We start from the raw sequence: 23489 nt of genomic DNA, 5'->3' as shown, positions 1-23489 counted from the left end.
CACAGGCCGCGCGGGCTCGGGCGGGACTGTCGGTGCCCCTGATCAGGATGGTGGTCGGAGGTGATCGAGATGACGGTCGCAAGGGTAGAGAAGGAGCCATCACCGGATGATGGCGAGCGGATCGGGCCGGCCGGCGGGCTGGCGACGGTCAACGAGGTGCGGTTGATCGGCCGGCTGTCGCTGGCCGCGGAGGAGAAGGACCTGCCGAGCGGAGATCAGCTCACCGCGTTCCGAGTGGTCGTGAACAGGCCACGTGACAAACGCCGGGGGAGCAGCCGGGTGCAGATCGACGCGCTCGAGTGTCACACCTGGGTCGCTCGGGTCCGCCGAGCGGCGATGACCTGGCAGGTCGGAGACGTCATCGAGGTCAACGGCTCCCTGCGTCGCCGGTTCTTCAAGACCGGCGGTCGGCTGCAGTCGATGACCGAGGTGGAGGTGTCGTCGGCCAGACGGGTGAGCCGGGCGGCTGCCGCGGCCAGGCAGGCGAGCTAGTGGCGCGACTTCTCCAGCCGCGCCGAGTCCAGAAGACGGATGAGTACGCCCGGGTGCGGCTTGGGCTGGAACGAGGTCGCCTTTTCCGGGAGCAGCTGCCCGATCGAGGCGGAGGAGAGGATCGTGTCGAACGTCGGTGCTGCCAGCAGCACCGCGACGTCGCGACCCGGGCGGGCCCGTTTCAGCGCCGCATCGACCTGGTGGGCGTGCAGCACCCGCGACGGCTGCTTGCGCAGCTCCGGGAGGACGCGGTCGTGCAGATAGCCGACATCGCCGGTGATCGGGCTGTTGGCGGTGTCCACGTCGAGGGTGGCCCAGCCGCGGCCGTCGCTGAGCACGATGACACCGGGTCCGAGCCTGCTCAGAGCGGCGTCGCGGCCGCCGGCGGTCCACTCGGCTCCGACGGACTCGGCCGCGGCCCGTAGGTCGCGCAGGTTCACGCCCGCCAGCACCCGGTGGATCGCTCCGAGCTGCAACGGCGTGTCGTCTTGGTCGATGAGCATCGCCAGACCGAAGTCGGTCGCGGCGCCGTCGCCGGGCTCGGCGAGCCCCTGGAGCTCGGCGTACGCCGCATAGCGGTGGTGTCCGTCGGCGATCAGTGCCTGCTGGCTCGCCCATGCCTTGCGCAGTTGCCCGATCAGCGCCTCGTCGGTGATCGCCCAGACACGGTGGTGCTGGCCGCCGTGGTCGTCGTACTGCTCCTCGGGAGTGCCGCTCTGCACCCGGTCGAGCAGGGCCGCGATCCCGTCGGGTGCGTGGTAGGTGAGGAGGATCGGCGCCGGGTGCACCCGCATCTGTCGCATCCGGGAGGCGAGCTGCTCGGCCTGGGCGGTGCGTACGCCCTCGTGGGGGATGACCGCGGCAACAGCGGGGTCGTCGGTGCGGTGCGAGACGTCGAGGATCCCGACGACGCCACGCACGGTGATCCCGGCAGCGGTGTACTCGTGGAGGTAGAGCGCGAGGTCCTGGTGCTGGCGCAGATCGCCACGCGCCAGCCACGAGCTGATCCGGGAGGCGACCCCTCGATAGGGGCGGGAGTAGAGCCGCGCGGAGGTCGGGTCACCGATCCGCGAAGGCGCCAACGAGAGCGCTCGAAATGGCTCCAGGCGCAGCGGACGCCCGAGGTACGGCGCCCTGACCACACCCGTATCGTCCATCCGCACATCGTAGGGTCACACTGGTGCCATTCGCCGAACCCCCGACCCAGAGAAGGAACTTCGTGTGCTGACCGGCCATCAGTTGAAGGGCTCAGCCCAGGTGCTCGCCACCGCCCATGACGTGGCGATGCTCGACCTCGACGGTGTGGTCTACATCGGCGGCACAGCGGTCCGGCGCGCCCCCGAGTCGCTCGCCGCCGCACGCGAGGCCGGGCTCCGGCTGGCGTTCATCACCAACAACGCCGCCCGGCCTCCGGCCAAGGTCGCCGAGAACATCCGCAACCTGGGGATCGAGGCGACCGCCGAGGACGTGGTCACCTCGGCCCAGGCCGCCGCGCATGTCCTGGCCGAGCGCCTCGCCCCGGGGGCGAAGGTCGTCAACCTGGGTGCCGCCGGCCTGCGCGAGCCGCTCGAGGCCGCCGGCCTGGTGCCGGTGGCCGTCGACGAGGACGCCGAGGCGATCGTCACGGGCTACAACCCCGAGCTGCTGTGGAAGGACATCCTGCGCGCGGCCGTGCGGATCAAGGACGGGCTCTTCTGGGTCGCCAGCAACACTGACATGACCTTCCCGGCGGCCTACGGGATCGCGCCGGGTCACGGCGTCCTGGTCGACACCCTGCGCCGCTTCTCGGGCGTCGAGCCGGTCGTGGCGGGCAAGCCGTCGCGACCGCTGCTGGAGGAGACCATCCGGCGCACCGAGGCCGATCACCCGCTGATGGTCGGCGACCGGCTCGACACTGACATCGAGGGCGGCCGCAACGCCGGCATCGACACGCTGCTGGTGCTCACCGGGGTCACCGGGCTCGAGGATCTGGTCGCGGCCGAGCCGCAGCGGCGCCCGTCCTACATCTCCGCCGACCTGGGCGGGCTGCTGGAGGCCCATTCGGCGCCGGAGACCGACGGCACGACCGCGCGGCTCGGTGGCTGGACGGCAGAGGTACGCGACGGTGAGCTGCGGGTCACCGGCGACGGCGCCACGGACGACTGGTGGCGAGTGGCTGCGGCCGGTGCCTGGGCACACCTGGACGCCACCGGATCGGTGGTCACGATCGGTGCACAGGCCGTGCCGCCTCGCCCGGATGCCGACGGCGGGACGGTAGTCTCGGCCTCATGAGCGAGCAGCATTTCGACGAGACTCCGGCCGAGGACTCGGCCGGTCTGGGCAGCGGCGGCAGTGCGCCGCACACAGGTGTCGCCCGCGTCGACGCGGTGCTCGAGACGCTGGACCGGCTCGACGAGCTCCCGCTGACCGAGCACGTCGGCGTCTTCGAGGCCGCTCACACCGAGCTGCGTCGCGCCCTGGACCCCGACACCGGGACCCACGACGCGATGGCCCGGATCGCCGCGGCGTCCGGCGAGTCCCAGCCGACCGACCAGCCCTGAGAGGCGAGCGCATGCCTCCTCGCCGCCTGCGCCTCGACGCCGAGCTGGTCCGGCGCAAGCTGGCCCGCTCCCGCGAGCACGCCAGCGAGCTGATCGCCGCCGGGCGGGTCACCGTGTCGGGGAACCGAGCCACCAAGCCGGCCACGGGCGTCACCACCGACGTCGCGATCGTGGTCACCGAGGACCCCGACCGACCTGACTTCGTCTCCCGCGGCGGGCACAAGCTCGCCGGAGCCCTCGCGGCGTTCGAACCGCTGGGACTCTCGGTCAACGGCCGCCGCTGCCTCGACGCCGGCGCGTCGACGGGCGGGTTCACCGACGTACTGCTGCGAAACGAGGCCCGGCAGGTCGTCGCCGTCGACGTCGGCTACGGCCAGCTCGCCTGGCGGCTGCAGCAGGACGAGCGAGTCGTCGTCCACGATCGCACCAACATCCGCGACCTCTCCCTCGACGTGGTCGGCGAACCGGTTGACGTCGTCGTCGGCGACCTCTCCTTCATCTCCCTCGAGCTCGTCCTGGACGCCCTGATCCGGGTCACCAGCCCCGACGGTGACCTGGCGCTGATGGTCAAGCCGCAGTTCGAGGTCGGCAAGGACCGCGTCGGCAAGGGTGGCGTGGTTCGCGACCCTGTCCTGCGCGCCGAGGCCGTCAACGCCGTCGCTGCGGCCGCCGCGAGGCGCGGCTGGGGAGCACGCGCGGTCACGACCAGCCCGCTCCCGGGCCCGTCGGGCAACGTCGAGTTCTTCCTGTGGCTGCGCCGCGGCGAGGCCACCGTCACCGAGGCGGAGATCGAGGAGGCCGTACGCGAGCAGCGCGGCCTGGAGAGCCCCGCCACCGGGGTTGTGTCGGTGCCGTCTGAGAAGGTTGATCCGTGACCGATGCCGACACCGCTCAGGTGGACCCAGCGCCTGTGGACCCAGCCGAGGTTCGGCGGGTCTTCATGCTCATCCACACCGGGCGCGAGGAGGCCCGCGAGGTCGGCCTCGCCTGTGCCAAGTCGTTGGCGGTCCACGGGATCGTGGTCAGGGTGCTGGCCAGTGAGGCCGCCGATCTGGGCATCGACCCGGAGGCGTACGAACCGAAGCTCGAGCTCGCCGCCGACGAGGACGACGCGAGCCGTGACTGCGAGCTGGCGCTGGTCATCGGCGGCGACGGCACCATCCTGCGCGCGGCCGAGATCGTCCAGCCCCACCGCACCCCGGTTCTCGGGGTCAACCTGGGACACGTCGGGTTCCTGGCGGAGGCGGAGTACGACGACGTCGAGTCGACGATCGAGGCGATCGTGCAGCGTCGCTACACCTCCGAGGACCGCCTCGCGCTCGAGGTCAGCGTCTTCGAGGACGGCAAGAAGGTCTTCCGTACGTTCGCGGTCAACGAGGCCAGCGTCGAGAAGGCCGCGCGTGAACGGATGCTCGAGGTCGTCGTCGAGATCGACGGCCGGCCGCTGTCGAGATGGGGCTGCGACGGCGTCGTCTGCGCGACCCCGACCGGCTCGACGGCCTACAACTTCTCCGCCGGCGGCCCGGTTGTGTGGCCGGGCGTCGAGGCGCTGCTGCTGACCCCGATCAGCGCCCACGCGCTCTTCGCGCGGGCCATGGTGGTCGCGCCGACCTCGGTGCTGGCCGTCGAGGTCATCTCGCGGGCCGATGGCGCCGGCGTGCTCTGGTGCGACGGCCGGCGTTCCTACGACCTGGGCCCAGGTGCTCGGATCGAGGTCACCCGGGGGGTGGAGCCTGTGAGACTCGTCCGTCTGCACCAGGCCCCGTTCACGGATCGTCTGGTGCGGAAGTTCGGACTGTCTGTGGAGGGATGGCGAGGCGCCGCGGAACGGCGTCCGTTCAGGATGAACGGAGGCGAGAATGCTTGAGGAGATCAGGATCTCCGGACTCGGGATCATCGAGTCCTCGACCCTGGAGCTCGGACCAGGGCTGACCGTGGTGACCGGCGAGACCGGCGCGGGCAAGACCATGATCGTGACCGCGCTCGGGCTGCTGCTCGGTGGCCGCGGTGACGCCGGCTCGGTCCGCAAGGGCAAGAAGGCGGCCCGGGTCGAGGGCGTCATCGACGCCCGGTCGCTGCCCGGCGTCATCGAGGCGACCGAGGAGGCCGGGGGAGAGGTCGAGGAGGGCCGCGTCCTGGTGGCCCGCACCGTTGCCGCCGAAGGCCGAGCGAGGGCGTACGTCGGGGGAGCGACCGTCCCGGTCGCGACCCTCGGATCGGTGACCTCGCCGCTGGTCGCGGTCCACGGCCAGTCCGACCAGCACCGGCTGCTGCAGCCGCGTGCCCAGCGCGACTCGCTCGACCGCTTCGGTGGGGACGCGGTCGCCAAGCTCATCGCCGCCTACGGCGACATCTACGCCGAGCTCCAGAAGGTCGAGCGCGAGCTCGACGAGGTCACCACCCACGCCCGTGAGCGGGCACAGGAGGCCGACCTGCTCCGCTTCGGCCTCGGTGAGGTCGAGGAGGTCTCGCCCGAGTCCGGCGAGGACGTCACCCTCGCCCAGGAGGAGGAGAAGCTCGGCTACGCCGACACGCTGCGCACCGCCGCCGAGCAGGCCCGCGAGGCGCTCTCCTCGGAGGTCGACGCCCCCGACGCGCTGGGCGCCATCTCGGCCGCGCGCCAGGCCCTCGACGGCGTACGCGACCACGACCCTGACGCCGCCTCCCTGGCCGACCGCCTCGCGGAGGTCTCCTACCTGCTCTCCGACCTCGCCGCCGACGTCGCCTCCTATGCGACCGCGATCGAGACCGACCCAGCCCGGCTCTCCGTGGTCTCCGAGCGCCGCGCGGCGCTGACCGCGCTCACCCGGAAGTACGGCGAGACCATCGACGAGGTGCTCGCCTGGGCCGAGACCGGCGCCAAGCGCCTCCTCGAGCTCGACTCCGACGACGACCGGATCGAGGAGCTCCGCGGGGAGCGTACGCGTCTGCGAGCCGACCTCGCCGAGGCCGGCCTGGCGCTGTCCGCCGCCCGCACCGACGCCGCCGGCGCCCTCGCCGAGGCGGTCAGCGACGAGCTCACCGGACTGGCCATGCCGCATGCGCGACTGGTGGCGGACGTACGCCAGAAGGAGACCGACGCGCCTGCGTCGGAGGACGAGCCACACGCACCGCTGCAGGTCGGCTCGGGCAAGGCCCAGCGCTGGCTGCGCTACGGCTCCAACGGCCTCGACGAGGTCGAGCTGCTGCTGGCCGCCAACACCGGCTCGGAGCCCCGCCCGCTCCACAAGGGCGCCTCCGGCGGTGAGCTCTCCCGGGTGATGCTGGCGATCGAGGTGGTCCTGGCGGCCACCAGCCCGGTCCCGACCTTCGTCTTCGACGAGGTCGACGCCGGCGTCGGCGGCACCGCCGCGGTCGAGATCGGCCGCCGCCTCGCCCACCTCGCCCGCACCGCCCAGGTCCTGGTCGTCACCCACCTGCCCCAGGTCGCCGCCTTCGCCGACCACCACGTCGCCGTCGAGAAGACCAGCGACGGCGTGGTCACCAGCTCCGGCCTCACCGTCCTCGACGACGAGTCCCGCGAGCGCGAGCTCTCCCGCATGCTGGCCGGGCTGACTGCCTCCGACACCGCCATCGCCCACGCTCGCGAGCTCCTCGAGGTGGCCCGCTCAGCCAAGCTCTGATCCCGCCGAAACCTCAGTTTTGGCGACCCGAGTCGGTCGTTGTGGCGAACGACACACACCATGGCGACCGTCTCGGCCGCCAAACGTACGCATTCGGCCGCCACAACTACCGACTCGCCGGATGGGAGATCCGGGGACGCGCCCTGGCGCCGGGGGAGGATTGGCGGGACATGAGACTGCCTACCCGCCAGATTCCCTCCGTACTTCCAGGCATCCGCGGCACGCTCCGCTCGGGGCGGCCGACCAGAGCGCTGATCCCGCGGCTCAAAGAGGGCGACATCGCGGTCATCGACCATGTCGACCTGGACCGCAGCACCGCGCTGGCGATCGCGTCGAAGGGCGTGATCGCCGTGGTCAACGCCCAGCCGATGGTCTCGGGCCGCTACCCGAACCGGGGGCCGCAGACGCTGGCCGACGCAGGGATCGAGCTGATCGACAAGATCGGCGAGGCCGGTTGGGAGAAGCTGGTCGACGGGCGGAAGGGCCGGATCCTCGACGGCGAGGTCTTCGACGGTGAGCAGCTGCTGACCTCGGGCCGTGCGCTCGACCAGGAGTCGCTCGACAAGGACCTCGAGGACGCCAAGCGCGGCCTGAGCTCCCACCTGGATCTTTTCACCCACAACAGCAGCGAGCTGCTCAAGCGTGAGGAGGAGGTGCTGCTGCACGGCAACGGCGTACCTCCTCTGGACACGCCGCTGGCCGGCCGTCCCGTCGTGGTGGTCGCCGACCACCCCGACCTGGGCCGGTTGCTCGGCGACCTCGCCGGTTTCCTGCGCGAGCAGCGCCCGGCGATCATCGCGGTGGGTCCCGCGGCGAAGAGGCTGTCCAAGAAACAGGTACGCCACGCCGTCATCGTCCTGGGCCCCGACACCGACACCTACCCCGAACCGAAGGTGCTCACCAGCGCCGCCGAGATCGTCCTCGCGCCCGGCGCCTCCGCGAGCGAGAACGCCACCGAGCTCCTCGACCGGATCGGCGTGCAGCCGAAGCGGTTCGAGTCCGCCCTCGCCCCGGAGGACGCGGCCCTCCTGGTCGCCTACGCCCAGCACCCCTCGCTGGTGGTCGGGGCCGGGCTGAGCACCACGCTGACCGACTTCCTCGAGGACCAGCGCCCGGGACTGGCCGGCACCTACCTGACCCGGCTCGCGCTCGGCCCGACGCTGATCGACGCCTCCGCGGTCCCGGCGGTGCGCCGCAAGGAGCCCCGCAGCCGTCGCCTCGTCCTCCCGATGCTGGCCGCGGTGACGGCGCTGGCGATCGGCGTACCCGCCGGCATCTGGGCCGCCGACCACGACCTCACCGCGATCGGCTCGGGGATCGTGAACAGAGCCGGCGACGGAGCCGCGGCGAGCCCGACCTCCGGCGAGAGCGATACGAAGAGCGCGAAGGACCCGCAGCAGAGCGCCGAGGCCCAGTTCGTCGCCGAGGCCGGCGACGCGCTCCTGCCGGGCAGGCTCACCGGCCAGAAGGTCGCCGTCGTCACCCTTCCCGGCGCTGACCAGAAGACGGTCGCCGCGCTCACCGGCAACATCAAGGCAGCCGGCGGCGAGACGACGGGGGTGCTCGACGTACGACCGAACCTGCTGGACCCGGACCGCAAGCAGTACGTCGACAGCCTGTCCACCCAGCTGGTCAAGCAGCTCGGCCGCGGAGACGCGGGACAGGCGACCTATCAGCGGATGGGCCAGGTGATCGGGGAGACCTACGCCGGCACGAAGCCGCCCGCGGCGTTCGACCAGCCAGCCAAGACCGCCGCTGTGGCGTTGCTCACCGGCGACCTGGTCAAGGCCCAGGGACGGCCGACCGGACCGGCCGGCCTCGTCCTGGTCGTCCTCGGCGAGGACAGCAAGGACACGACCGCGGTCGAGGGTCTGGTCGAGGGCATCGGCGCGACCACGAAAGGCCTGGTCGTGACGGCACCCACGGGCTCCGAGGACCTCGACACGCTCCGCGCCAATGACTGGCCGGGCTGGTTCGCATCGGTCGACGGGATCGAGACCACCACCAGTCAGGTCGCCGCTCCGCTCGCGCTGGCTCGACAGATGAATCAACAAGGTGGCGATTTCGGTGCGTCAGGTTTCGGTGGCCTGCTGAAGCGTTGATAGGATCGAGGCCCATGAAGTCGGCGAGCTTGACCAAGCACATTTTTGTCACCGGGGGCGTCGCCTCCTCATTGGGAAAGGGCCTGACGGCATCGTCCCTCGGCCGTCTTCTCCGTTCGCGTGGCCTGAGCGTGACCATGCAGAAGCTGGACCCGTACCTCAACGTGGACCCCGGCACCATGAACCCGTTCCAGCACGGTGAGGTCTTCGTGACCAACGACGGTGCCGAGACCGATCTCGACATCGGCCACTACGAGCGGTTCCTCGACACCGACCTGGTCGGCCACGCCAACGTGACCACCGGGCAGGTCTACTCCAACGTGATCGCCAAGGAGCGCCGCGGCGACTACCTCGGTGAGACCGTCCAGGTGATCCCGCACATCACCGACGAGATCTCCGAGCGGGTCCTGGCCATGCACGGCCCCGAGATCGACGTGGTGATCACCGAGATCGGCGGCACCGTCGGCGACATCGAGTCGCTGCCATTCCTCGAGGCCGCCCGCCAGGTGCGCCAGCGTCTCGGCCGCGACAACGTCTTCTTCGTGCACGTCTCCCTGGTGCCCTACATCGGCCCGTCCAAGGAGCTCAAGACGAAGCCGACCCAGCACTCGGTGATGGCGCTGCGCCAGATCGGCATCCAGCCCGACGCCATCGTGTGCCGCGCCGACCGCGAGCTGCCCGAGGGCATCAAGCGCAAGATCGCGCTCATGTGCGACGTCGACGAAGACGCCGTGGTGACCGCCGCCGACGCCCCGAGCATCTACGACATCCCGAAGGTGCTCCACCGCGAGGGCCTGGACGCCTATGTCGTACGCAAGCTCGACCTGCCCTTCCGCGACGTCGACTGGGCGCTGTGGGAGGACCTGCTCCGCCGGGTGCACCACCCCAAGGAGGAGCTGACCATCGGTCTGGTCGGCAAGTACATCGACCTGCCCGACGCCTACCTGAGCGTCGGCGAGGCGCTGCGCGCCGGCGGTTTCGCCAACGAGGCCAAGGTCAACATCCGCTGGATCCCCTCCGACGAGTGCGAGACCCCCGAGGGCGCCGCGAAGAATCTCCACGACGTCGACGCCGTCTGCGTCCCCGGCGGTTTCGGGATCCGTGGCCTGGAGGGCAAGCTCGGCGCGCTGACCTACACCCGCACCCACCAGATCCCCACGCTCGGCCTGTGCCTGGGCCTGCAGTGCATGGTCATCGAGTACGCCCGCAACGTGCTCGGCCTGGAGAAGGCCGACTCCACCGAGTTCGACGCCGAGACCCCCGAGCCCGTCATCGCGACGATGGAGGAGCAGAAGGCGTACGTCGAGGGCGCGGGCGACCTCGGAGGCACCATGCGTCTGGGTCTCTACCCGGCCGAGCTCAAGAAGGGCTCGATCGCGGCCGAGGTCTACGGCGAGACCTCCATCGAGGAGCGTCACCGCCACCGCTACGAGGTCAACAACGCCTACCGCGACCAGCTGGAGGACGCGGGCCTGGTCTTCTCCGGCCTCTCGCCCGACAACCAGCTCGTTGAGTTCGTCGAGCTGCCCCGCGACGTACACCCTTACTACGTCTCCACCCAGGCCCACCCCGAGCTCCGCTCGCGGCCGACCCGCCCGCACCCGCTCTTCGCCGGGCTGGTGAAGGCGGCCCTCGACCGGCAGAAGGAGCAGCGGTTCCCGATCGACGAGACCAACCTGCGCCGCGAGGTCAGCGAGGTCGAGCTGCCGGAGACGGCTGACGCCTGAGAAAGACTCGGGCCTCCCACGGCTCGAGCGTCGTGCTGTCGTGCGGTCCCTCGACGTTCGCCAGGACGACGGGGGAGTCCGCGGTCGCACGCTGCAGCCCGGGCGGGACCTCGGCGGCGTCTCCGGAGAAGTTGGCGACCACTCGCAACTCCTCACCGTCTTGGCGTCGGGTGAACGCGAAGAGTTGAGGATCGTCCGGTTCGTCCAGGGTGAAGTCCCCGAGTGCCACCACCGGTTCGTCGTGACGTAGCCGGATCAGGTCGCGGTGGTAGGAGAACACCGAGGCCGGGTCGTCCACCTGGCTCGACGCGTTCACCTCCGGGTAGTTCGGGTTGACCGGCAGCCACGGGCGACCGGTGGTGAAGCCGGCGTTGGGCGAGGCGTCCCACTGCATCGGCGTCCTGCCGTTGTCGCGGCTCCTCGCCCGCAGGGACGCCAGGAGCGCCTCCGGATCCTCGCCCATGGCCACCGACTCCTTGTAGTAGTTGATCGACTCGATGTCGGCGAACTGCTCGATCGAGGTGAACGGGAAGTTCGACATCCCGAGCTCCTGGCCCTGGTAGATGTACGGCGTCCCGCGCTGCAGATGGAGGACGGTGGCCAGGAGCTTCGCCGACCGTTCGCGGAACTCGCCGTCGTCGCCGAACCGTGAGACCACGCGCGGCCGGTCGTGGTTGTCCCAGTACAAGCTGTTCCAGCCGACGTCGGACAACCCCTCCTGCCAGGCGGCGAGGGAGCCGCGCAGAAGGCGCATGTCGAAGGGGAGTACGTCCCACTTCGATGCACCGCGGTCGATCTGCAGGTGCTCCAGCTGGAACACCATGTCGAGCTCCTGGCGCTTCTGGTCGGTGTACTTGCGGGCCTCCTCGATGGAGACGTCGAGGGTCTCGCCGACGAGGAGCAGCGGTCGTTCGACTCCGGCGAAGACCTCGCGGTGCATCTCGGCGAGGTACTCGTGGATCCGGGGCCCGTCGACGACCTGCCGGCCGAGGGTGGCGAAGCGCTCACCTGGCCGGACTTTCCCGTCGGGAAGCGCGGGATCCTTGGAGATCAGGTTGATCACGTCCATCCGGAACCCGTCGATGTCCCGATCGAGCCACCAGCGCATCATGTCGTAGACAGCGTGCCTGACCTCCGGGTTCTCCCAGTTCAGGTCCGGCTGCTTCTTCGAGAACAGGTGCATGTAGTAGTCACCGCTCTCCTCGTCGTACTCCCACGCCGGGCCCGAGAAGAAGGAGCCCCAGTTGTTGGGCTCCGACCCGGGCTCACCGGGGACCGTCCCGTCTCGAGGCGGCCGCCACCAGTACCAGTCCCGCTTGGCGCTGTCGGGTCCGGAGCGGGACTCGATGAACCAGGGGTGCTCGTCGGAGGTGTGGTTCACCACCAGGTCCATCACCAGCTTGATCCCGCGCGCGTGTAGCTGCTTCACGAGCGCGTCGAGATCCGCCATGGATCCGAACACCGGGTCGACGTCGTGATAATCGCTGATGTCGTAGCCGTTGTCGTCCATGGGGGAGGGATAGACCGGCGAGATCCAGACCACGTCCACACCCAGCTTCTCGAGGTGGACGAGATGCTCCAGGATGCCGCCGAGATCACCGACGCCGTTGCCGTCGGTGTCCGCGAAACTGCGTGGGTAGATCTGGTAGACCACCGCGGACTGCCACCATTTCTTCGCACTCACGCTGACGTCCGGTGCCCGCGATCAATCGCGCATATGCGTCAACAGGCGCGAACCTGGGGCAGCACCTTGGCGCCGAAGACGTCCACGAACTCCTCCTGCTCGACCCCGACCTGGTGCAGATACACCCGGTCGACACCGAGCTGGGCGTAGTCGGCGAGCACTTCCGCATGGCGAGCGAGGTCGCTCGACATGACGATGCTGTCCTCGAGCGCCTCGGCCGGTACGTGGGCGGTGGCCGCATCGACCTGCGCCGGCACCTCGAGTTCCTCGTTCAGCACCGGAGGCAGCGCGTTGGCCCGCCACTGGTCCAGTGCCTGGGCACGGACCCCCTCCTCCGAGCGTGCCCACGAGAGGTGCATCTGGACGTGGACCGGTTTGGCGGCCCCCGCGCCCTCACGGAAGGCTCTGATGACCTCACGCAGCCTCGGCAGCGGAGCGTTCACGGTGATGAGGCCGTCCGCCCACCCGGCCACCGCACGGGCGGTCTCCGGGCTCAGTGCCGCGGCGAACAGGGGCGGCGGCTCCGTCGGCAGCGTGTACACACGGGCGGCGCGCAGCCGCACCAGTCCGTCGTGGTCCACGGTCTCGCCGCCGAGCAGGCGGCGGATGACGTCGGCGCACTCGGCGAGCCGCGCGTTGCGTACGTCCTTGGTCGGCCAGGGCCGCCCGGTGACGTGCTCGTTGAGGGCCTGCCCTGAGCCGAGGGCCGGGATGAACCGCCCAGGTGCGATCTCCAGCAGCGTCGCGATCGCCTGGGCTGTGACCGCGGGGTGATACCGGTCGCCCGGGGCGGTGACCACCCCGTACGGCAGCGTGGTCGTGGCCAGGGCGGCGCCGAGCCACGCCCAGGCGTACCCGGCCTCGCCCTGACGTTCGCTCCACGGCGTGAGGTGGTCGGAGGAGAGGACGGCGTCGAAGCCGGCCTCCTCCGCCCGCCGGGCCAGCCGCAGGAGGCGCGAGGGAGCGAACTGCTCATGAGAGGCGTGGAATCCGATCTCCATGGTGGTGCCTACTCACTCCGGAGCCACCGGTAGCCGTAACCGTGCAGTTCGAGCTCCTCACCCTTCGCCGAGTCCTCGTAGGGCTGGTCGACGACGAGCTGATCCCATTCGCGCTGCAGCTCCGGAGGAAGCGTGACCGTGGTTCCACGGCGATCCAGGTTGGCCAGCAGCAACAAGGTGGACCGCTCGTCGGCGTAGCTGACCGCGAACACGTGCCGTTGCGGCACGGCCACCGGTCGCGCTGCCGTGGCGAGGAGCGGACCGTGCTCGCGACGTACGTTCAAGAGCGTGTGCATCGTGCACAGCAGCGAGTCCGGGTCGCGGAGCTCGTCCTCGACGTTGACCTGGGTGTAGCCGAACGGGCCCTTGGTGATGACCGGGTGCACCAGCTGGATCGCGTGGGCCTCGGAGAAGCCGGCGTTCTGGCCCTGCGACCACTGCATCGGCGGCCGGACCGCGGCCCGGTCCGGAAGCTCCGGCTGGTCGCCCATCCCGATCTCGTCGCCGTACAGGATGATCGGACTGCCCGGGAGAGAGCAGAGCAGGAAGGCAGCGAGCCTCCGTTGCCGCGGGTCGCCCAGCATCGGAGCCAGGCGTCGGCGGATGCCGCGACCGAACGCGCGCATTGTCGGCTGCGGGGCGAAGATCGCCATCGTCTCCTCGCGCTCGGCGGGGGTGAGCCGCTCGAGGTCGAGCTCGTCGTGGTTGCGCAGCCAGACCGCGTAGTTGCAGCTCTCCGGCGGAAGCGGCTCCGCCTCCAGGGCGGCCCGCAACGGCTCCGCGTCGTTCCGGGCGAGCGCCAGGAACAGGTAGTTGTTGAGCCAGAAGTTGAGCAGCGTGGTCACCCGGTCGCCGTCGGCGAAGTAGTCGGCGTACTGCTGCGGCTCCACGTCGGCCTCGGCCATCAGCACCCCGTCGGGACGGAAGCGCTGGACGGTGCTCCGCATCTCCTCGAGGAACCAGAAGCCGTCGTCGTGACCGTCCGCTCGACCCGCCTCGGCCACGATGTACGGCGCCGCGTCGACCCGGAACCCGGCGGCGCCCCGCTCGAGCCAGAACTCCATGATCTTGCGGATCTCGTCGCGCACCTCGGGGTTGGCGACGTTCAGGTCCGGCTCGTGTCGGTAGAACGTGTGGCGGTAGTACTGCCCCGCCTCCTCGCTCCAGGCCCAGACCGAGTCCTCCACGGAGGGAAAGATCGGCTCGACGATCGTCTCGTGCGGCTCGTCGGTCCAGATGTAGAAGTCGCGGAACCGCGACTCCCGGTCGCGGCAGGCCGCGCGGAACCACGGGTGCGCCACCGACGTGTGCTGCACGACCAGATCGAGGATGACCTCGAGCCCCAGCTCCTTGGCGCGAGCCATGAGGTCCTCGAAGTCATCCATCGTGCCGAACCGGTCCGACACCTCGACATGGTCGATCACGTCGTAGCCACCGTCGAGGTACGGAGTGCGGTAGAACGGCTGGAGCCATACCGCACTCGCACCGAGATCCTTGACGTGGTCGAGCTTCTCCGTCACTCCGCGGAGGTCGCCGATCCCGTTCCCGATGCTGTCACGGAACAGGGCTACGGCGATCTGGTAGATGACCGCCTTCTGATACCACGGAACATCCTCATCCTCGGGTCGCATGCGTCAGTGACGTACCTCGCCGGTCGGCTTCACCTCGCCACGCCAGGCACCGGTCTCGGTGCCGCGGTGCTCGATGAAGTCCTTGAAGCGCTCGAGGTCGCCCTTGGCCCGCATGTCGACGATCTTCAGCACGTCACCGGTCTTCTCGACCGCGCCCTCGGGCTCGTACTCCAGGCGCAGCGTCACCTGGGTCGTCTTCGCCATCGGGTCCTGGGTGAACGACACCGTCCCCTTGTTCTGGGCACCCTCGACGGCGCGCCAGGTGATGCGCTCGTCGGGAACCTGGTCGACGATCTCGGCATCCCATTCGCGGGTCACACCGCCGATCTCGGCCTTCCAGTGCAGGTGCTTGTCGTCGAGCTGCTTGACCGACTCGACGCCCTCCATGAACTGGGGGAACGACTCGAACTGGGTCCACTGGTCGTACGCGGTGCTGACCGGGACTTCGACCTGGACGCTCTTCTCGATGGTGCTCATGTCGTAACTCCTTCTCGATTGCGTACGACACGAGGGGTACCCGGCGTTCTCGCGGGCCATACCTTCTCGATCCCGGCTGCGCCGATGTTTACGCCGATGCCGGATCGGCTCACAACGCGCGAGCCGCGACCTGCCTCGAATGCACGTCGGCGAGACGGATGACCGTCTGCCGGACGAAGGGGACCAGCGCGCCGCTCTCACAGGCGGCGCGGGCGGTAGCGGCGACGTCCTCACCGGCCAGCACCGGGTAGAAGCGGAGCTGGAGCCCGTAGGCGAGCAGCCCGCCACCCCTGATGTCGGCGACGGCGTCGAGGTAGCGCTGGGCGTACGGCGCCAGGATCTCCTCCTGGTCGGGCCGCCAGAACGCCGAGCTCAGGGCGTACCCGCCGTCGGTGCGCGGCAGCCGGCGCTCGATCATGGTCACCTGCCAGGCCTCCTCCTTGGCCTCCGCGAGCGGCTGCGCCGTGCGTACGCCCAGAGCACTGACCCACGACTCGGGGTCCGGGTCGCGGACCTCCAGGGCGGTGACCGCCTCGGCGTCGTAGTCACCCGTCTCGGCGCGCCGCCCGAGCAGCCGCCAGGCCACCTGTACGTCCCCAGCAGCCCCGCGCTCGGCCAGCGCGAGCTGCTCGGGCGTGGAGGCGTGCGAGGCGAGGACGCGAAGAGCGGTGTCGCGGTTGGCCGGGTCCTCGGCGAGCGCCGCGGCCGCCCCGGCGACCAGCGCGCGCTGCTCGGCGACCCGCTCGGGCGCCGTCCAGAGCTCGGCAGCGGTGACGGCCATGCCCAGGAACTCGCCGGTGACCTGCGGGTTGCGCTCGCGCTCGAGGACCGAGAGGACGCGTGCGACGACCTCTGGGCCGGCGATCTCGCCGCGGAACAGGGCGGTCCAGGCGCTGTTGACCGCGACCGCGCGCGCCACCGCGTCGGGCAGCAGGCCGGCATTCCGGCCGAGCCAGGTCTCGCTCGCCTCGTCCGAGCGCACGGCCGCGAAGGTCACGTCGGTCGCGTTGACCAGGTGAGCGGCCGCATCGGGGAGCGAGACCGCGACGGGCTCGCCCGCCACGGTGACCGGAGTGGTGGCTAGCAGGGCGCCGGAGTCGTCGTAGGAGGCGATGTCGAGCCGGTGCGGACGTACGGTCCCGTCGGCGCTGGTGACCGAGACCTTGCCGTCGGCGAGGGTGATCACGTCGGTGCCGGCGTGGTCGAGCCACGCGGTCGTCCAGGCGGAGAGGTCCTTGCCCGCGGCCGCACCGAAGGCGCCCATCAGGTCGTCGAGGACGGTGTTGCCGTAGGCGTGCTCGGCGAAGTAGGCCTGCAGCCCGGCGAGGTAGGCCTCCTCGCCGATGTAGGCGTGCAGCTGCTGCAGCACCGCCTGGCCCTTCATGTAGGTGATCGCGTCGAAGTTGGCCATCGCCACGTCGACGCTGGACACCACGCCGCGGATCGGGTGGGTGGCGGGCGTCGCGTCGATGTCATACCCCGCCTTCTTCTCGGTCAGCGCGATCGAGGCCCACACGTCGGCGTAGTCGGGGAGCGCTGCCGAGGCCCACACGGCCGCCCACGAGGCGAAAGCCTCGTTGAGCCACAGGTCGTCCCACCAGCGCATCGTGACCAGGTCGCCGAACCACATGTGCGCCATCTCGTGGAGGACCACGTTGGTGCGCTCGGTGCGGTCGGCGTGGGTCGGTGCGGTGCGGTAGAGGTAGACGTCGCTGTGGGTGACCGCGCCCCAGTTCTCCATCGCTCCGCCCATGTCGGGCACGAAGATCTGGTCATAGCGCCGCTGCGGGAACGGCATCCCGAACTTGGTGCCGAACCAGGCCAGCCCGTGCTCGGTGACCTGCAGGATCTCCTCCCGGTCCCGCTCGAGCTGGCTGCGCAGCGACTGACGGGCGTAGAGCCCCAGGTCGTAACCGCCGCGCTCCTCGCGTACCTCGACGAACGGGCCGGCGTTGACCACCACGACGTACGTCGAGAGCGGGGGAGTGTCCTCGAAGACCCAGGTCCGCGCGCCGGCTGCCGCGTCCGAGACGCTCGCGGGTGCGGAGTTGGAGAGCACGGTCCATTGCTCGGGCGCCGCCACGGTGAACCCGTGCACGGCCTTGAGGTCGGGCTGGTCGAAGCAGGCCCACAGCCGGCGGGCGTCGTCGGGCTCGAACGAGGTCCACACGTAGACGTTGCCGTCGGACGGGTCGACCGTACGCAGCACTCCCTCGGAGGAGGCGGTGTCGGACTGGGAAGCGGTCACGACCAGGGTGTTGGTCTCGGCGAGGTCCTCGAGCGGGATCCGGCCGGCGCTGATCGTGGCGAGGTCGAGATCGGTGCCGTTGAGGGTGGCCGCGCTGACCTCGGCCACACAGTCGACGAACGTGCTCGAGCCGGGGGTGGCGGAGAAGGTGATCGTGGAGACGCTGGAGAGCGTCTCGCCCTCCAGCAGACCGGTCATGTCGAGCGCGATGTCGTAGCGCTCGACGGTGACCGTGGCGGCCCGCGCGGCCGCCTCCTCCTGGGTGAGTGAGGCAGGGGCGGCGGGGGAGGTCACTTCGACAAGCTCAGTACATCGCTCTGACATGAGCCGAGGGTAGCCTCGGGCCATGACATCGGACGCACGAATTTCCGACTCGCCCGTGCCACTGGATCAGGGGCCGCTCACCGAGTGGGACGTCCCGGAGAGCTGGCCGGTCGCCTCGAGCGAGGACCTCCACCGTGACGGCTGGGTGGTCGCGCTGCGTGCCGACCGGATCAATCGTCCCGGTCACGAGGACGAGGAGCCGTTCCGCCGCCTGGTCGTCGAGCACCCGGGCGCCGCTGTCGTGCTGGCCCTGGACGAGGAGGAGCGGGCCCTGGTCATCACCCAGTACCGCCACCCCGCCAAGCGACGCTTCGTCGAGCTGCCGGCCGGCCTGATCGACTATCCCGGCGAGGACCCGCTCGCTGTCGCCGTGCGCGAGCTGCGTGAGGAGGTGGCCCACGAGGCGGCCGAGTGGACGCCGCTGCTCGCGACGTACGCCTCGCCCGGTCTCACGGAGGAGATCCACCACTTCTTCCTCGCCCGCGGTCTGACCGCGACGGATCGTGACGGCTTCGAGCTCGAGCACGAGGAGGCTGAGATGAGCATCCACTGGGTGCCCTTCGAGGAGCTCCTGGAAGCCGTGCTGAGCGGCCGTGCGACCGACTCGCCGGTCGTCCAGGCCGTGCTTGCGTACGCAGCTCTCAAATCTCGTGGCAGAGTCTGATCAGGGGGGTCTGGTCAGGACCGAACGACGTGATTTGGTGACTTGCGCCACACCGGGTTAGACATGCCGCGTCAGGCGGCGCACATCCGGCTGACCCGTAGACCCACGGACCACCACATTCAGGGGAAGAAACACAATGAGAATCGGCGTACCCAAGGAAGTCAAGAACCACGAGTACCGGGTGGCGATCACCCCCTCGGGCGTCCACGAGCTGGTGGCCAACGGCCACGAGGTCTTCGTCGAGGCCGGTGCCGGCGTCGGATCCTCGATCCCGGACAGCGACTACGCCGCGGTCGGTGCCAAGATCCTCGGCGATGCCGACGAGACCTGGGGCAACGCCGACATGGTGCTCAAGGTCAAGGAGCCGGTCGCGGAGGAGTACCACCGCCTGCGCGAGGGCCTGACCCTGTTCACCTACCTCCACCTGGCCGCCGACAAGCCGCTGACGGAAGAGCTGCTGGCCAAGAAGGTCACCGCGATCGCGTACGAGACCGTCGAGCTGCCCAACCGGGCGCTGCCGCTGCTCTACCCGATGTCGGAGGTCGCCGGCTGCCTGGCGCCTCAGGTCGGCGCCTACAACCTGCTCAAGGCCCAGGGCGGCCGCGGCACGCTGATGGGTGGTGTCGGCGGTGTTGCCAACGCCAAGGTCGTCATCATCGGTGCCGGCGTCTCCGGGCAGAACGCCGCCAACATCGCTCTGGGGATGGGCGCGGACGTCACGCTGCTCGACACCGACCTGGAGAAGCTGCGGATGTCGTTCTGGCGCTACTCCAACCAGGTCCACGGGCTCGCGTCGAACAAGCTCGCGCTCGAGGAGCAGGTTCTCCAGGCCGACTTGGTCATCGGCGCCGTGCTGATCCCGGGCGCGGCTGCGCCGAAGCTGGTCACCAACGACCTGGTCTCGCGGATGAAGCCGGGCTCGGTGCTCGTCGACATCGCCATCGACCAGGGTGGCTGCTTCGAGGACTCCCACGCCACCACCCACGCGGACCCGACCTACCAGGTCCACAACTCGACCTTCTACTGCGTGGCCAACATGCCCGGCGCGGTCCCCAACACCTCCACCTACGCGCTCACGAACGCGACGATGCCGTACGCCGTCGCGCTGGCCAACAAGGGCTGGACCCAGGCGCTGCGTGACGACGCCGCGCTCGCCAAGGGCCTCAACACCCACGCCGGCCAGCTCACCTACGGCCCCGTCGGCGAGGCGGTCGGGATCGACTCCGTCGCGCTCGCGGACGTGCTCGGCTGATCTCCTCAGGAGTCACAGGAGTCACGCCGTACAGGCAATTCCGGCACTTCTCTGGCAATGCAATGCCCGAGAAGTGCCGGAATACCCGGTTAACCGGGTATTCCTCCCAACCCCTGGTTGGATGGACCCGTGACTGCCGCATCGAACGTCTCGAGCTCCGCTACGGCGGTATCCAATGCCTCGGGCTCCGCTTCGGCGGTGGAGCACGCGATGCGCACCTACCTCGACCACCTCACCGTCGAGCGGGGGCTGGCGGCCAACACGCTGTCGTCCTACCGGCGTGACCTGAGGAGGTACGCCGAGTTCCTCGCCCAGCAGCGCGTCGATGACCTCGCCGGGGTCTCGGAGGCGACTGTGTCGGGGTTCCTGGCGCACCTGCGCGAAGGCAGCGAAGATCATCCGGCGCTCAGCGCGACCTCGGCGGCGCGGACGGTCGTCGCGGTGCGCGGGTTCCACAAGTTCGCGGTGGCCGACGGGCTGGTCGAGGCCAACCCGGCTGGCCACGTGAAGCCGCCGCGCGCGGAGAAGCGGCTCCCGAAGGCGCTGCCGCTGGCCGACGTGGAGGCGATCCTGGAGGCGGCGGGCGCGCCCGGGACGCCGCTCGCACTGCGCGACCGCGCCCTCCTCGAGGTGCTCTACGGCACCGGCGCCCGCATCTCCGAGGCGGTCGGCCTCGACGTCGACGACCTCGACCGGGTCGACCACGTCGTACTCCTGCGAGGCAAGGGCGGCAAGGAGCGGATCGTCCCGGTCGGCTCCTACGCCATCGAGGCGGTCGAGGCCTACCTGACCCGCGCTCGCCCCGATCTCGCGGCCGCCCGCTCAGGCGGCGCCCTCTTCCTCAACGCCCGCGGCGGGCGCCTCTCCCGACAGTCGGCCTGGACCGTCCTGACCCGCGCCGCCAAACGCGCCGGGATCGAGAAGGACGTCTCGCCCCACACCCTGCGCCACTCCTTCGCCACCCACCTACTGGACGGCGGCGCCGACGTACGTGTCGTGCAGGAGCTGCTGGGCCATGCGTCGGTGACCACGACGCAGATCTACACTCTTGTCACCGTGGACAATCTCCGAGAGGTCTTCGCGACCGCACACCCGAGGGCCCTGTGACCGTTTCGACCAAACCCGGCGACTGGATCCCCAAGGTCGGAGCGAGCCCCGACGACGTCTATGAGGCGGTCGTGGCGTGGGCCGAGGGGAGTGGGCGCAGCCTCTATCCCCACCAGGACGAGGCGATCATGTCTATCCTGGCCGGCGACAACGTCATCCTGGCGACTCCGACCGGCTCGGGGAAGTCCCTGGTCGCGGCGGGCGCGCACGCGGCGGCGCTGGCCGAGGACAAGGTCTCGTTCTACACCGCGCCGATCAAGGCGCTGGTCAGCGAGAAGTTCTTCGACCTCGTCGAGACCTTCGGGGCCGAGAACGTCGGGATGCTCACCGGGGACGCGAGCGTCAACGCCGACGCCCCGATCATCTGCTGCACCGCCGAGGTGCTCGCCAACCTCGCGCTGCGAGAAGGAAAGCACGCCGACGTCGGGCTCGTGATCATGGACGAGTTCCACTACTACGGCGAGCCGGACCGCGGCTGGGCGTGGCAGGTGCCGCTGCTCGAGCTCCCGCAGGCTCAGTTCCTGCTGCTCTCCGCGACCCTCGGCGACACCAGCGCCCTGGCCGAGGACATGACCAAGCGAAACGGGCGCGACACCATCCTCGTCGACCAGGCGGAACGACCCGTTCCGCTCACCTTCGACTGGCGTCTCACGCCGCTCCAGGAGACCCTCGAGGAGCTCGTCACCACGGGCCAGGCGCCGGTCTACGTCGTCCACTTCACCCAGAAGGACGCCGTCACCCACGGCACCTCCCTGCTCAACGCCGGCTGGCTCAAGCTCTCCAACGAGGAGAAGGACCAGATCGCCAGGCGGCTCGAACCGGTCCGCTTCGCCGCCGGCTTCGGCAAGACGCTCTCCAAGCTCCTCAGGAAGGGCATCGGCGTCCACCACGCCGGCATGCTCCCCAGATACAGAAGGCTCGTCGAGCAGCTCGCCCAAGCCGGGCTGCTCAAGGTCATCGCCGGCACCGACACCCTCGGCGTCGGCATCAACGTCCCGATCCGCACGGTGCTCTTCACCGGCCTGGCCAAGTTCGACGGCCGCCGCCAGCGCATCCTGCGGACCAGGGAGTTCCTCCAGATCGCTGGAAGGGCCGGCCGGGCGGGCTTCGACACCCAGGGCTACGTCGTCGTCCAGGCGCCTGAGCACATCATCGAGAACGAGAAGGCCAAGGCGAAGTCCGAGGAGCGCCGCAAGGCCGGCAAGAAGAACTCCAAGGCCCAGCTCAAGAAGCCGCCCGAGGGCACGGTCGTGTGGACCGAGGCGACCTTCACCAAGCTCGTCGACGGCGCCCCCGAACCGCTGCAGAGCAAGATGAAGGTCGACAACTCGATGATCCTCAACGTCGTCGCCCGCGACGAGGACGCCTTCGAGGTGATGCGCCGGATCACCATGGACAACCACGAGGAGCAGCGCACCCAGCTCAAGCTCGCCCGCCGGGCCCTGCGCCTGACCCGCTCTCTGGTCCACAGCGGGGTCCTGACCAGGCTCGCCGAGCCTGACGCGTACGGGCGGCGCTATGTCCTCACCGAGGACCTTCCCGCCGACTTCGCGCTCAACCAGCCGCTGGCCCACTTCGCCCTCGCCGCCCTGGACACGCTCGATCCGGAGTCCCCGGAGCACACCCTCGAGATCGTCTCGGTGATCGAGTCCGTCCTCGAGCCCCCGCGCCAGATCCTCTTCGCCCAGCAGCACGAGGCCCGCGGCAAGGCGATCGAGAACATGAAGGCCGACGGCGTCGAGTACGACGAACGGATGGCCCTCATCGAGGAGATCACCTGGCCCAAGCCGATGGCCGAGCGGCTCGAGGCGCTCTTCGAGGTCTACCGCGGCACCCACCCGTGGCTGCCCGAGGACGCCCTCGACCCGAAGTCGATCCTGCGTGAGATGTACGAGCAGGGAATGACCTTCACCGACGTCGTTCGCCGCTACCAGCTCGCCCGCTCCGAGGGCCTGGTGCTGCGCTATCTGACCGACGCTTACCGCACCTTCCGGCACACGGTCCCCGAGAGCCACAAGAGCCCCGAGATCGAGGACCTCATCGAGTGGCTGGGGGAGACCATCCGGCAGACCGACTCCTCGCTCCTGGACGAGTGGGAGGCGCTCTCCGACCCCGAGCACATCCCGTCGGCCGTCGCCCACCACGAGGCGCCACCGCCACCGAGGTCGCTGTCCCAGCAGACCCGTGCCTTCGAGATCATGGTCCGCAACGCGATGTGGGCGCGGGTCGACGCGGTTTCGCGAGACGACCTCGACACGCTGATGTCGCTGGAGCGCTCCGCCGCCGACCGGCTCGAGCCCGCGCGCGATGTCGTGATGACCAGGTCCCGCTGGGACGACGCCCTGGAGGCCTACTTCGCCGAGCACGACGACGTGGGCATCTCCGCCGACTCACGATCGCCCAAGCTGCTCACCTGGACCGCCGAGCGCGGCGCTCCCGCGGGCGTCGACGCGGATGACGAGGCGTACGACGAGACCCGCATCTGGCGGGTCACCCAGACCCTCGACGACCCGGCCGGCGACCACGACTGGGTGATCGAGGCGGTGGCCGATCTGGACGCGAGCGACGAGGCCGGCGAGCTGGTTCTGGCGACGGTGGCGATGCGTCGGCTGTGACG

Annotated in this window: 18 protein-coding genes; 12 read left to right on the top strand and 6 right to left on the bottom strand. The window is 70.0% G+C overall.

Annotated elements, in window-relative coordinates; genetic code table 11:
- Positions 1-69: 69 nt before the first annotated feature.
- Positions 70-492: a single-stranded DNA-binding protein gene (locus AB0F44_RS01895; RefSeq protein ID WP_357352104.1), complete on the top strand. Its 423-nt coding sequence runs from the start codon at positions 70-72 to the stop codon at positions 490-492.
- Here AB0F44_RS01895 and AB0F44_RS01890 read toward each other — a convergent pair.
- Positions 489-1649 carry a DUF1015 family protein gene (locus AB0F44_RS01890; protein ID WP_357352102.1) on the bottom strand — a complete coding sequence of 387 codons (1161 nt, stop codon included), beginning with the start codon at positions 1647-1649 and terminating at the stop codon, positions 489-491. The genes AB0F44_RS01895 and AB0F44_RS01890 overlap by 4 nt on opposite strands.
- A 64-nt stretch (positions 1650-1713) precedes the next feature.
- On the opposite strand from AB0F44_RS01890, the gene AB0F44_RS01885 reads away from it, so the two are divergent.
- The 7 genes from AB0F44_RS01885 (at position 1714) to AB0F44_RS01855 (ending at position 10484) form a co-directional block, all read left to right on the top strand.
- Positions 1714-2763: an HAD-IIA family hydrolase gene (locus AB0F44_RS01885; protein ID WP_357352100.1), complete on the top strand. Its 1050-nt coding sequence runs from the start codon at positions 1714-1716 to the stop codon at positions 2761-2763.
- Positions 2760-3032 carry a hypothetical protein gene (locus AB0F44_RS01880; RefSeq protein ID WP_357352098.1) on the top strand — a complete coding sequence of 91 codons (273 nt, stop codon included), beginning with the start codon at positions 2760-2762 and terminating at the stop codon, positions 3030-3032. Before AB0F44_RS01885 ends, AB0F44_RS01880 begins: the two co-directional genes overlap by 4 nt.
- An 11-nt stretch (positions 3033-3043) precedes the next feature.
- A complete protein-coding gene (locus AB0F44_RS01875; RefSeq protein ID WP_357352096.1) occupies positions 3044-3907 on the top strand; it encodes a TlyA family RNA methyltransferase in 864 nt (287 codons plus the stop codon).
- Between the two features lie 65 nt (positions 3908-3972).
- Positions 3973-4899 carry an NAD kinase gene (locus tag AB0F44_RS01870; protein ID WP_357352702.1) on the top strand — a complete coding sequence of 309 codons (927 nt, stop codon included), beginning with the start codon at positions 3973-3975 and terminating at the stop codon, positions 4897-4899.
- A complete protein-coding gene (recN, locus tag AB0F44_RS01865) occupies positions 4892-6655 on the top strand; it encodes a DNA repair protein RecN (RefSeq protein ID WP_357352094.1) in 1764 nt (587 codons plus the stop codon). The genes AB0F44_RS01870 and recN overlap by 8 nt, the downstream gene beginning before the upstream one ends.
- A 170-nt stretch (positions 6656-6825) precedes the next feature.
- Entirely contained in the window at positions 6826-8757 is a 1932-nt protein-coding gene (gene steA, locus AB0F44_RS01860; RefSeq protein WP_357352092.1) for a putative cytokinetic ring protein SteA, read from the top strand.
- Positions 8758-8771: 14 nt separating this feature from the next.
- Positions 8772-10484 carry a CTP synthase gene (locus AB0F44_RS01855; protein WP_160023764.1) on the top strand — a complete coding sequence of 571 codons (1713 nt, stop codon included), beginning with the start codon at positions 8772-8774 and terminating at the stop codon, positions 10482-10484.
- On the opposite strand, the gene AB0F44_RS01850 is transcribed toward AB0F44_RS01855, so the two are convergent.
- The 5 genes from AB0F44_RS01850 to pepN all read right to left on the bottom strand — a co-directional run bounded on the left by AB0F44_RS01850 (position 10447) and on the right by pepN (position 17819).
- Complete coding sequence (locus tag AB0F44_RS01850) at positions 10447-12168, bottom strand: alpha-glucosidase (RefSeq protein WP_357352089.1); 1722 nt, start codon at positions 12166-12168, stop codon at positions 10447-10449. The genes AB0F44_RS01855 and AB0F44_RS01850 overlap by 38 nt on opposite strands.
- A gap of 38 nt (positions 12169-12206) precedes the next feature.
- Positions 12207-13169: a TIGR03885 family FMN-dependent LLM class oxidoreductase gene (locus AB0F44_RS01845; RefSeq protein ID WP_357352087.1), complete on the bottom strand. Its 963-nt coding sequence runs from the start codon at positions 13167-13169 to the stop codon at positions 12207-12209.
- Positions 13170-13177: 8 nt separating this feature from the next.
- Positions 13178-14800: an alpha-amylase family protein gene (locus AB0F44_RS01840; protein WP_357352085.1), complete on the bottom strand. Its 1623-nt coding sequence runs from the start codon at positions 14798-14800 to the stop codon at positions 13178-13180.
- Positions 14801-14803: 3 nt separating this feature from the next.
- Positions 14804-15277 (bottom strand): SRPBCC family protein, encoded by a 474-nt coding sequence (locus AB0F44_RS01835; RefSeq protein WP_357352083.1) that lies wholly within the window; start codon positions 15275-15277, stop codon positions 14804-14806.
- A 109-nt stretch (positions 15278-15386) separates the two neighbouring features.
- Positions 15387-17819 carry an aminopeptidase N gene (pepN, locus tag AB0F44_RS01830; protein WP_357352081.1) on the bottom strand — a complete coding sequence of 811 codons (2433 nt, stop codon included), beginning with the start codon at positions 17817-17819 and terminating at the stop codon, positions 15387-15389.
- A 52-nt stretch (positions 17820-17871) separates the two neighbouring features.
- On the opposite strand from pepN, the gene AB0F44_RS01825 reads away from it, so the two are divergent.
- The 4 genes from AB0F44_RS01825 to AB0F44_RS01810 all read left to right on the top strand — a co-directional run bounded on the left by AB0F44_RS01825 (position 17872) and on the right by AB0F44_RS01810 (position 23487).
- On the top strand, positions 17872-18513 hold the full coding sequence (locus tag AB0F44_RS01825; protein ID WP_357352079.1) for an NUDIX hydrolase: 642 nt from the start codon (positions 17872-17874) through the stop codon (positions 18511-18513).
- Positions 18514-18649: 136 nt separating this feature from the next.
- Positions 18650-19765, top strand: a complete 1116-nt coding sequence (gene ald, locus AB0F44_RS01820) for an alanine dehydrogenase (RefSeq protein WP_357352077.1) — start codon at positions 18650-18652, stop codon at positions 19763-19765.
- Positions 19766-19963: 198 nt separating this feature from the next.
- The gene (gene xerD, locus AB0F44_RS01815; protein ID WP_357352700.1) at positions 19964-20872 is read left to right on the top strand and encodes a site-specific tyrosine recombinase XerD; all 909 of its coding nucleotides are present in this window, start codon (positions 19964-19966) and stop codon (positions 20870-20872) included.
- Positions 20869-23487, top strand: coding sequence for a DUF3516 domain-containing protein (locus AB0F44_RS01810; RefSeq protein WP_357352075.1), 2619 nt, complete (start codon positions 20869-20871; stop codon positions 23485-23487). Before xerD ends, AB0F44_RS01810 begins: the two co-directional genes overlap by 4 nt.
- The last annotated feature ends 2 nt before the right edge of the window (positions 23488-23489 follow it).

Origin of the sequence: Nocardioides sp. NPDC023903 (assembly GCF_040639295.1) — a bacterium.
In the GTDB taxonomy this organism is placed as follows: Bacteria; Actinomycetota; Actinomycetes; order Propionibacteriales; family Nocardioidaceae; genus Nocardioides.
This window is presented reverse-complemented; position numbering and strand designations above follow the sequence as displayed.

Coding starts and splice junctions, on each gene's coding strand:
- AB0F44_RS01895 (WP_357352104.1), top strand. CDS start 70: ATGACGGTCGCAAGGGTAGAGAAGGAGCCATCACCGGATGATGGCGAG.
- AB0F44_RS01890 (WP_357352102.1), bottom strand. CDS start 1,649: ATGGACGATACGGGTGTGGTCAGGGCGCCGTACCTCGGGCGTCCGCTG.
- AB0F44_RS01880 (WP_357352098.1), top strand. CDS start 2,760: ATGAGCGAGCAGCATTTCGACGAGACTCCGGCCGAGGACTCGGCCGGT.
- AB0F44_RS01875 (WP_357352096.1), top strand. CDS start 3,044: ATGCCTCCTCGCCGCCTGCGCCTCGACGCCGAGCTGGTCCGGCGCAAG.
- AB0F44_RS01870 (WP_357352702.1), top strand. CDS start 3,973: ATGCTCATCCACACCGGGCGCGAGGAGGCCCGCGAGGTCGGCCTCGCC.
- recN (WP_357352094.1), top strand. CDS start 4,892: ATGCTTGAGGAGATCAGGATCTCCGGACTCGGGATCATCGAGTCCTCG.
- steA (WP_357352092.1), top strand. CDS start 6,826: ATGAGACTGCCTACCCGCCAGATTCCCTCCGTACTTCCAGGCATCCGC.
- AB0F44_RS01855 (WP_160023764.1), top strand. CDS start 8,772: ATGAAGTCGGCGAGCTTGACCAAGCACATTTTTGTCACCGGGGGCGTC.
- AB0F44_RS01845 (WP_357352087.1), bottom strand. CDS start 13,169: ATGGAGATCGGATTCCACGCCTCTCATGAGCAGTTCGCTCCCTCGCGC.
- AB0F44_RS01840 (WP_357352085.1), bottom strand. CDS start 14,800: ATGCGACCCGAGGATGAGGATGTTCCGTGGTATCAGAAGGCGGTCATC.
- AB0F44_RS01835 (WP_357352083.1), bottom strand. CDS start 15,277: ATGAGCACCATCGAGAAGAGCGTCCAGGTCGAAGTCCCGGTCAGCACC.
- AB0F44_RS01825 (WP_357352079.1), top strand. CDS start 17,872: ATGACATCGGACGCACGAATTTCCGACTCGCCCGTGCCACTGGATCAG.
- ald (WP_357352077.1), top strand. CDS start 18,650: ATGAGAATCGGCGTACCCAAGGAAGTCAAGAACCACGAGTACCGGGTG.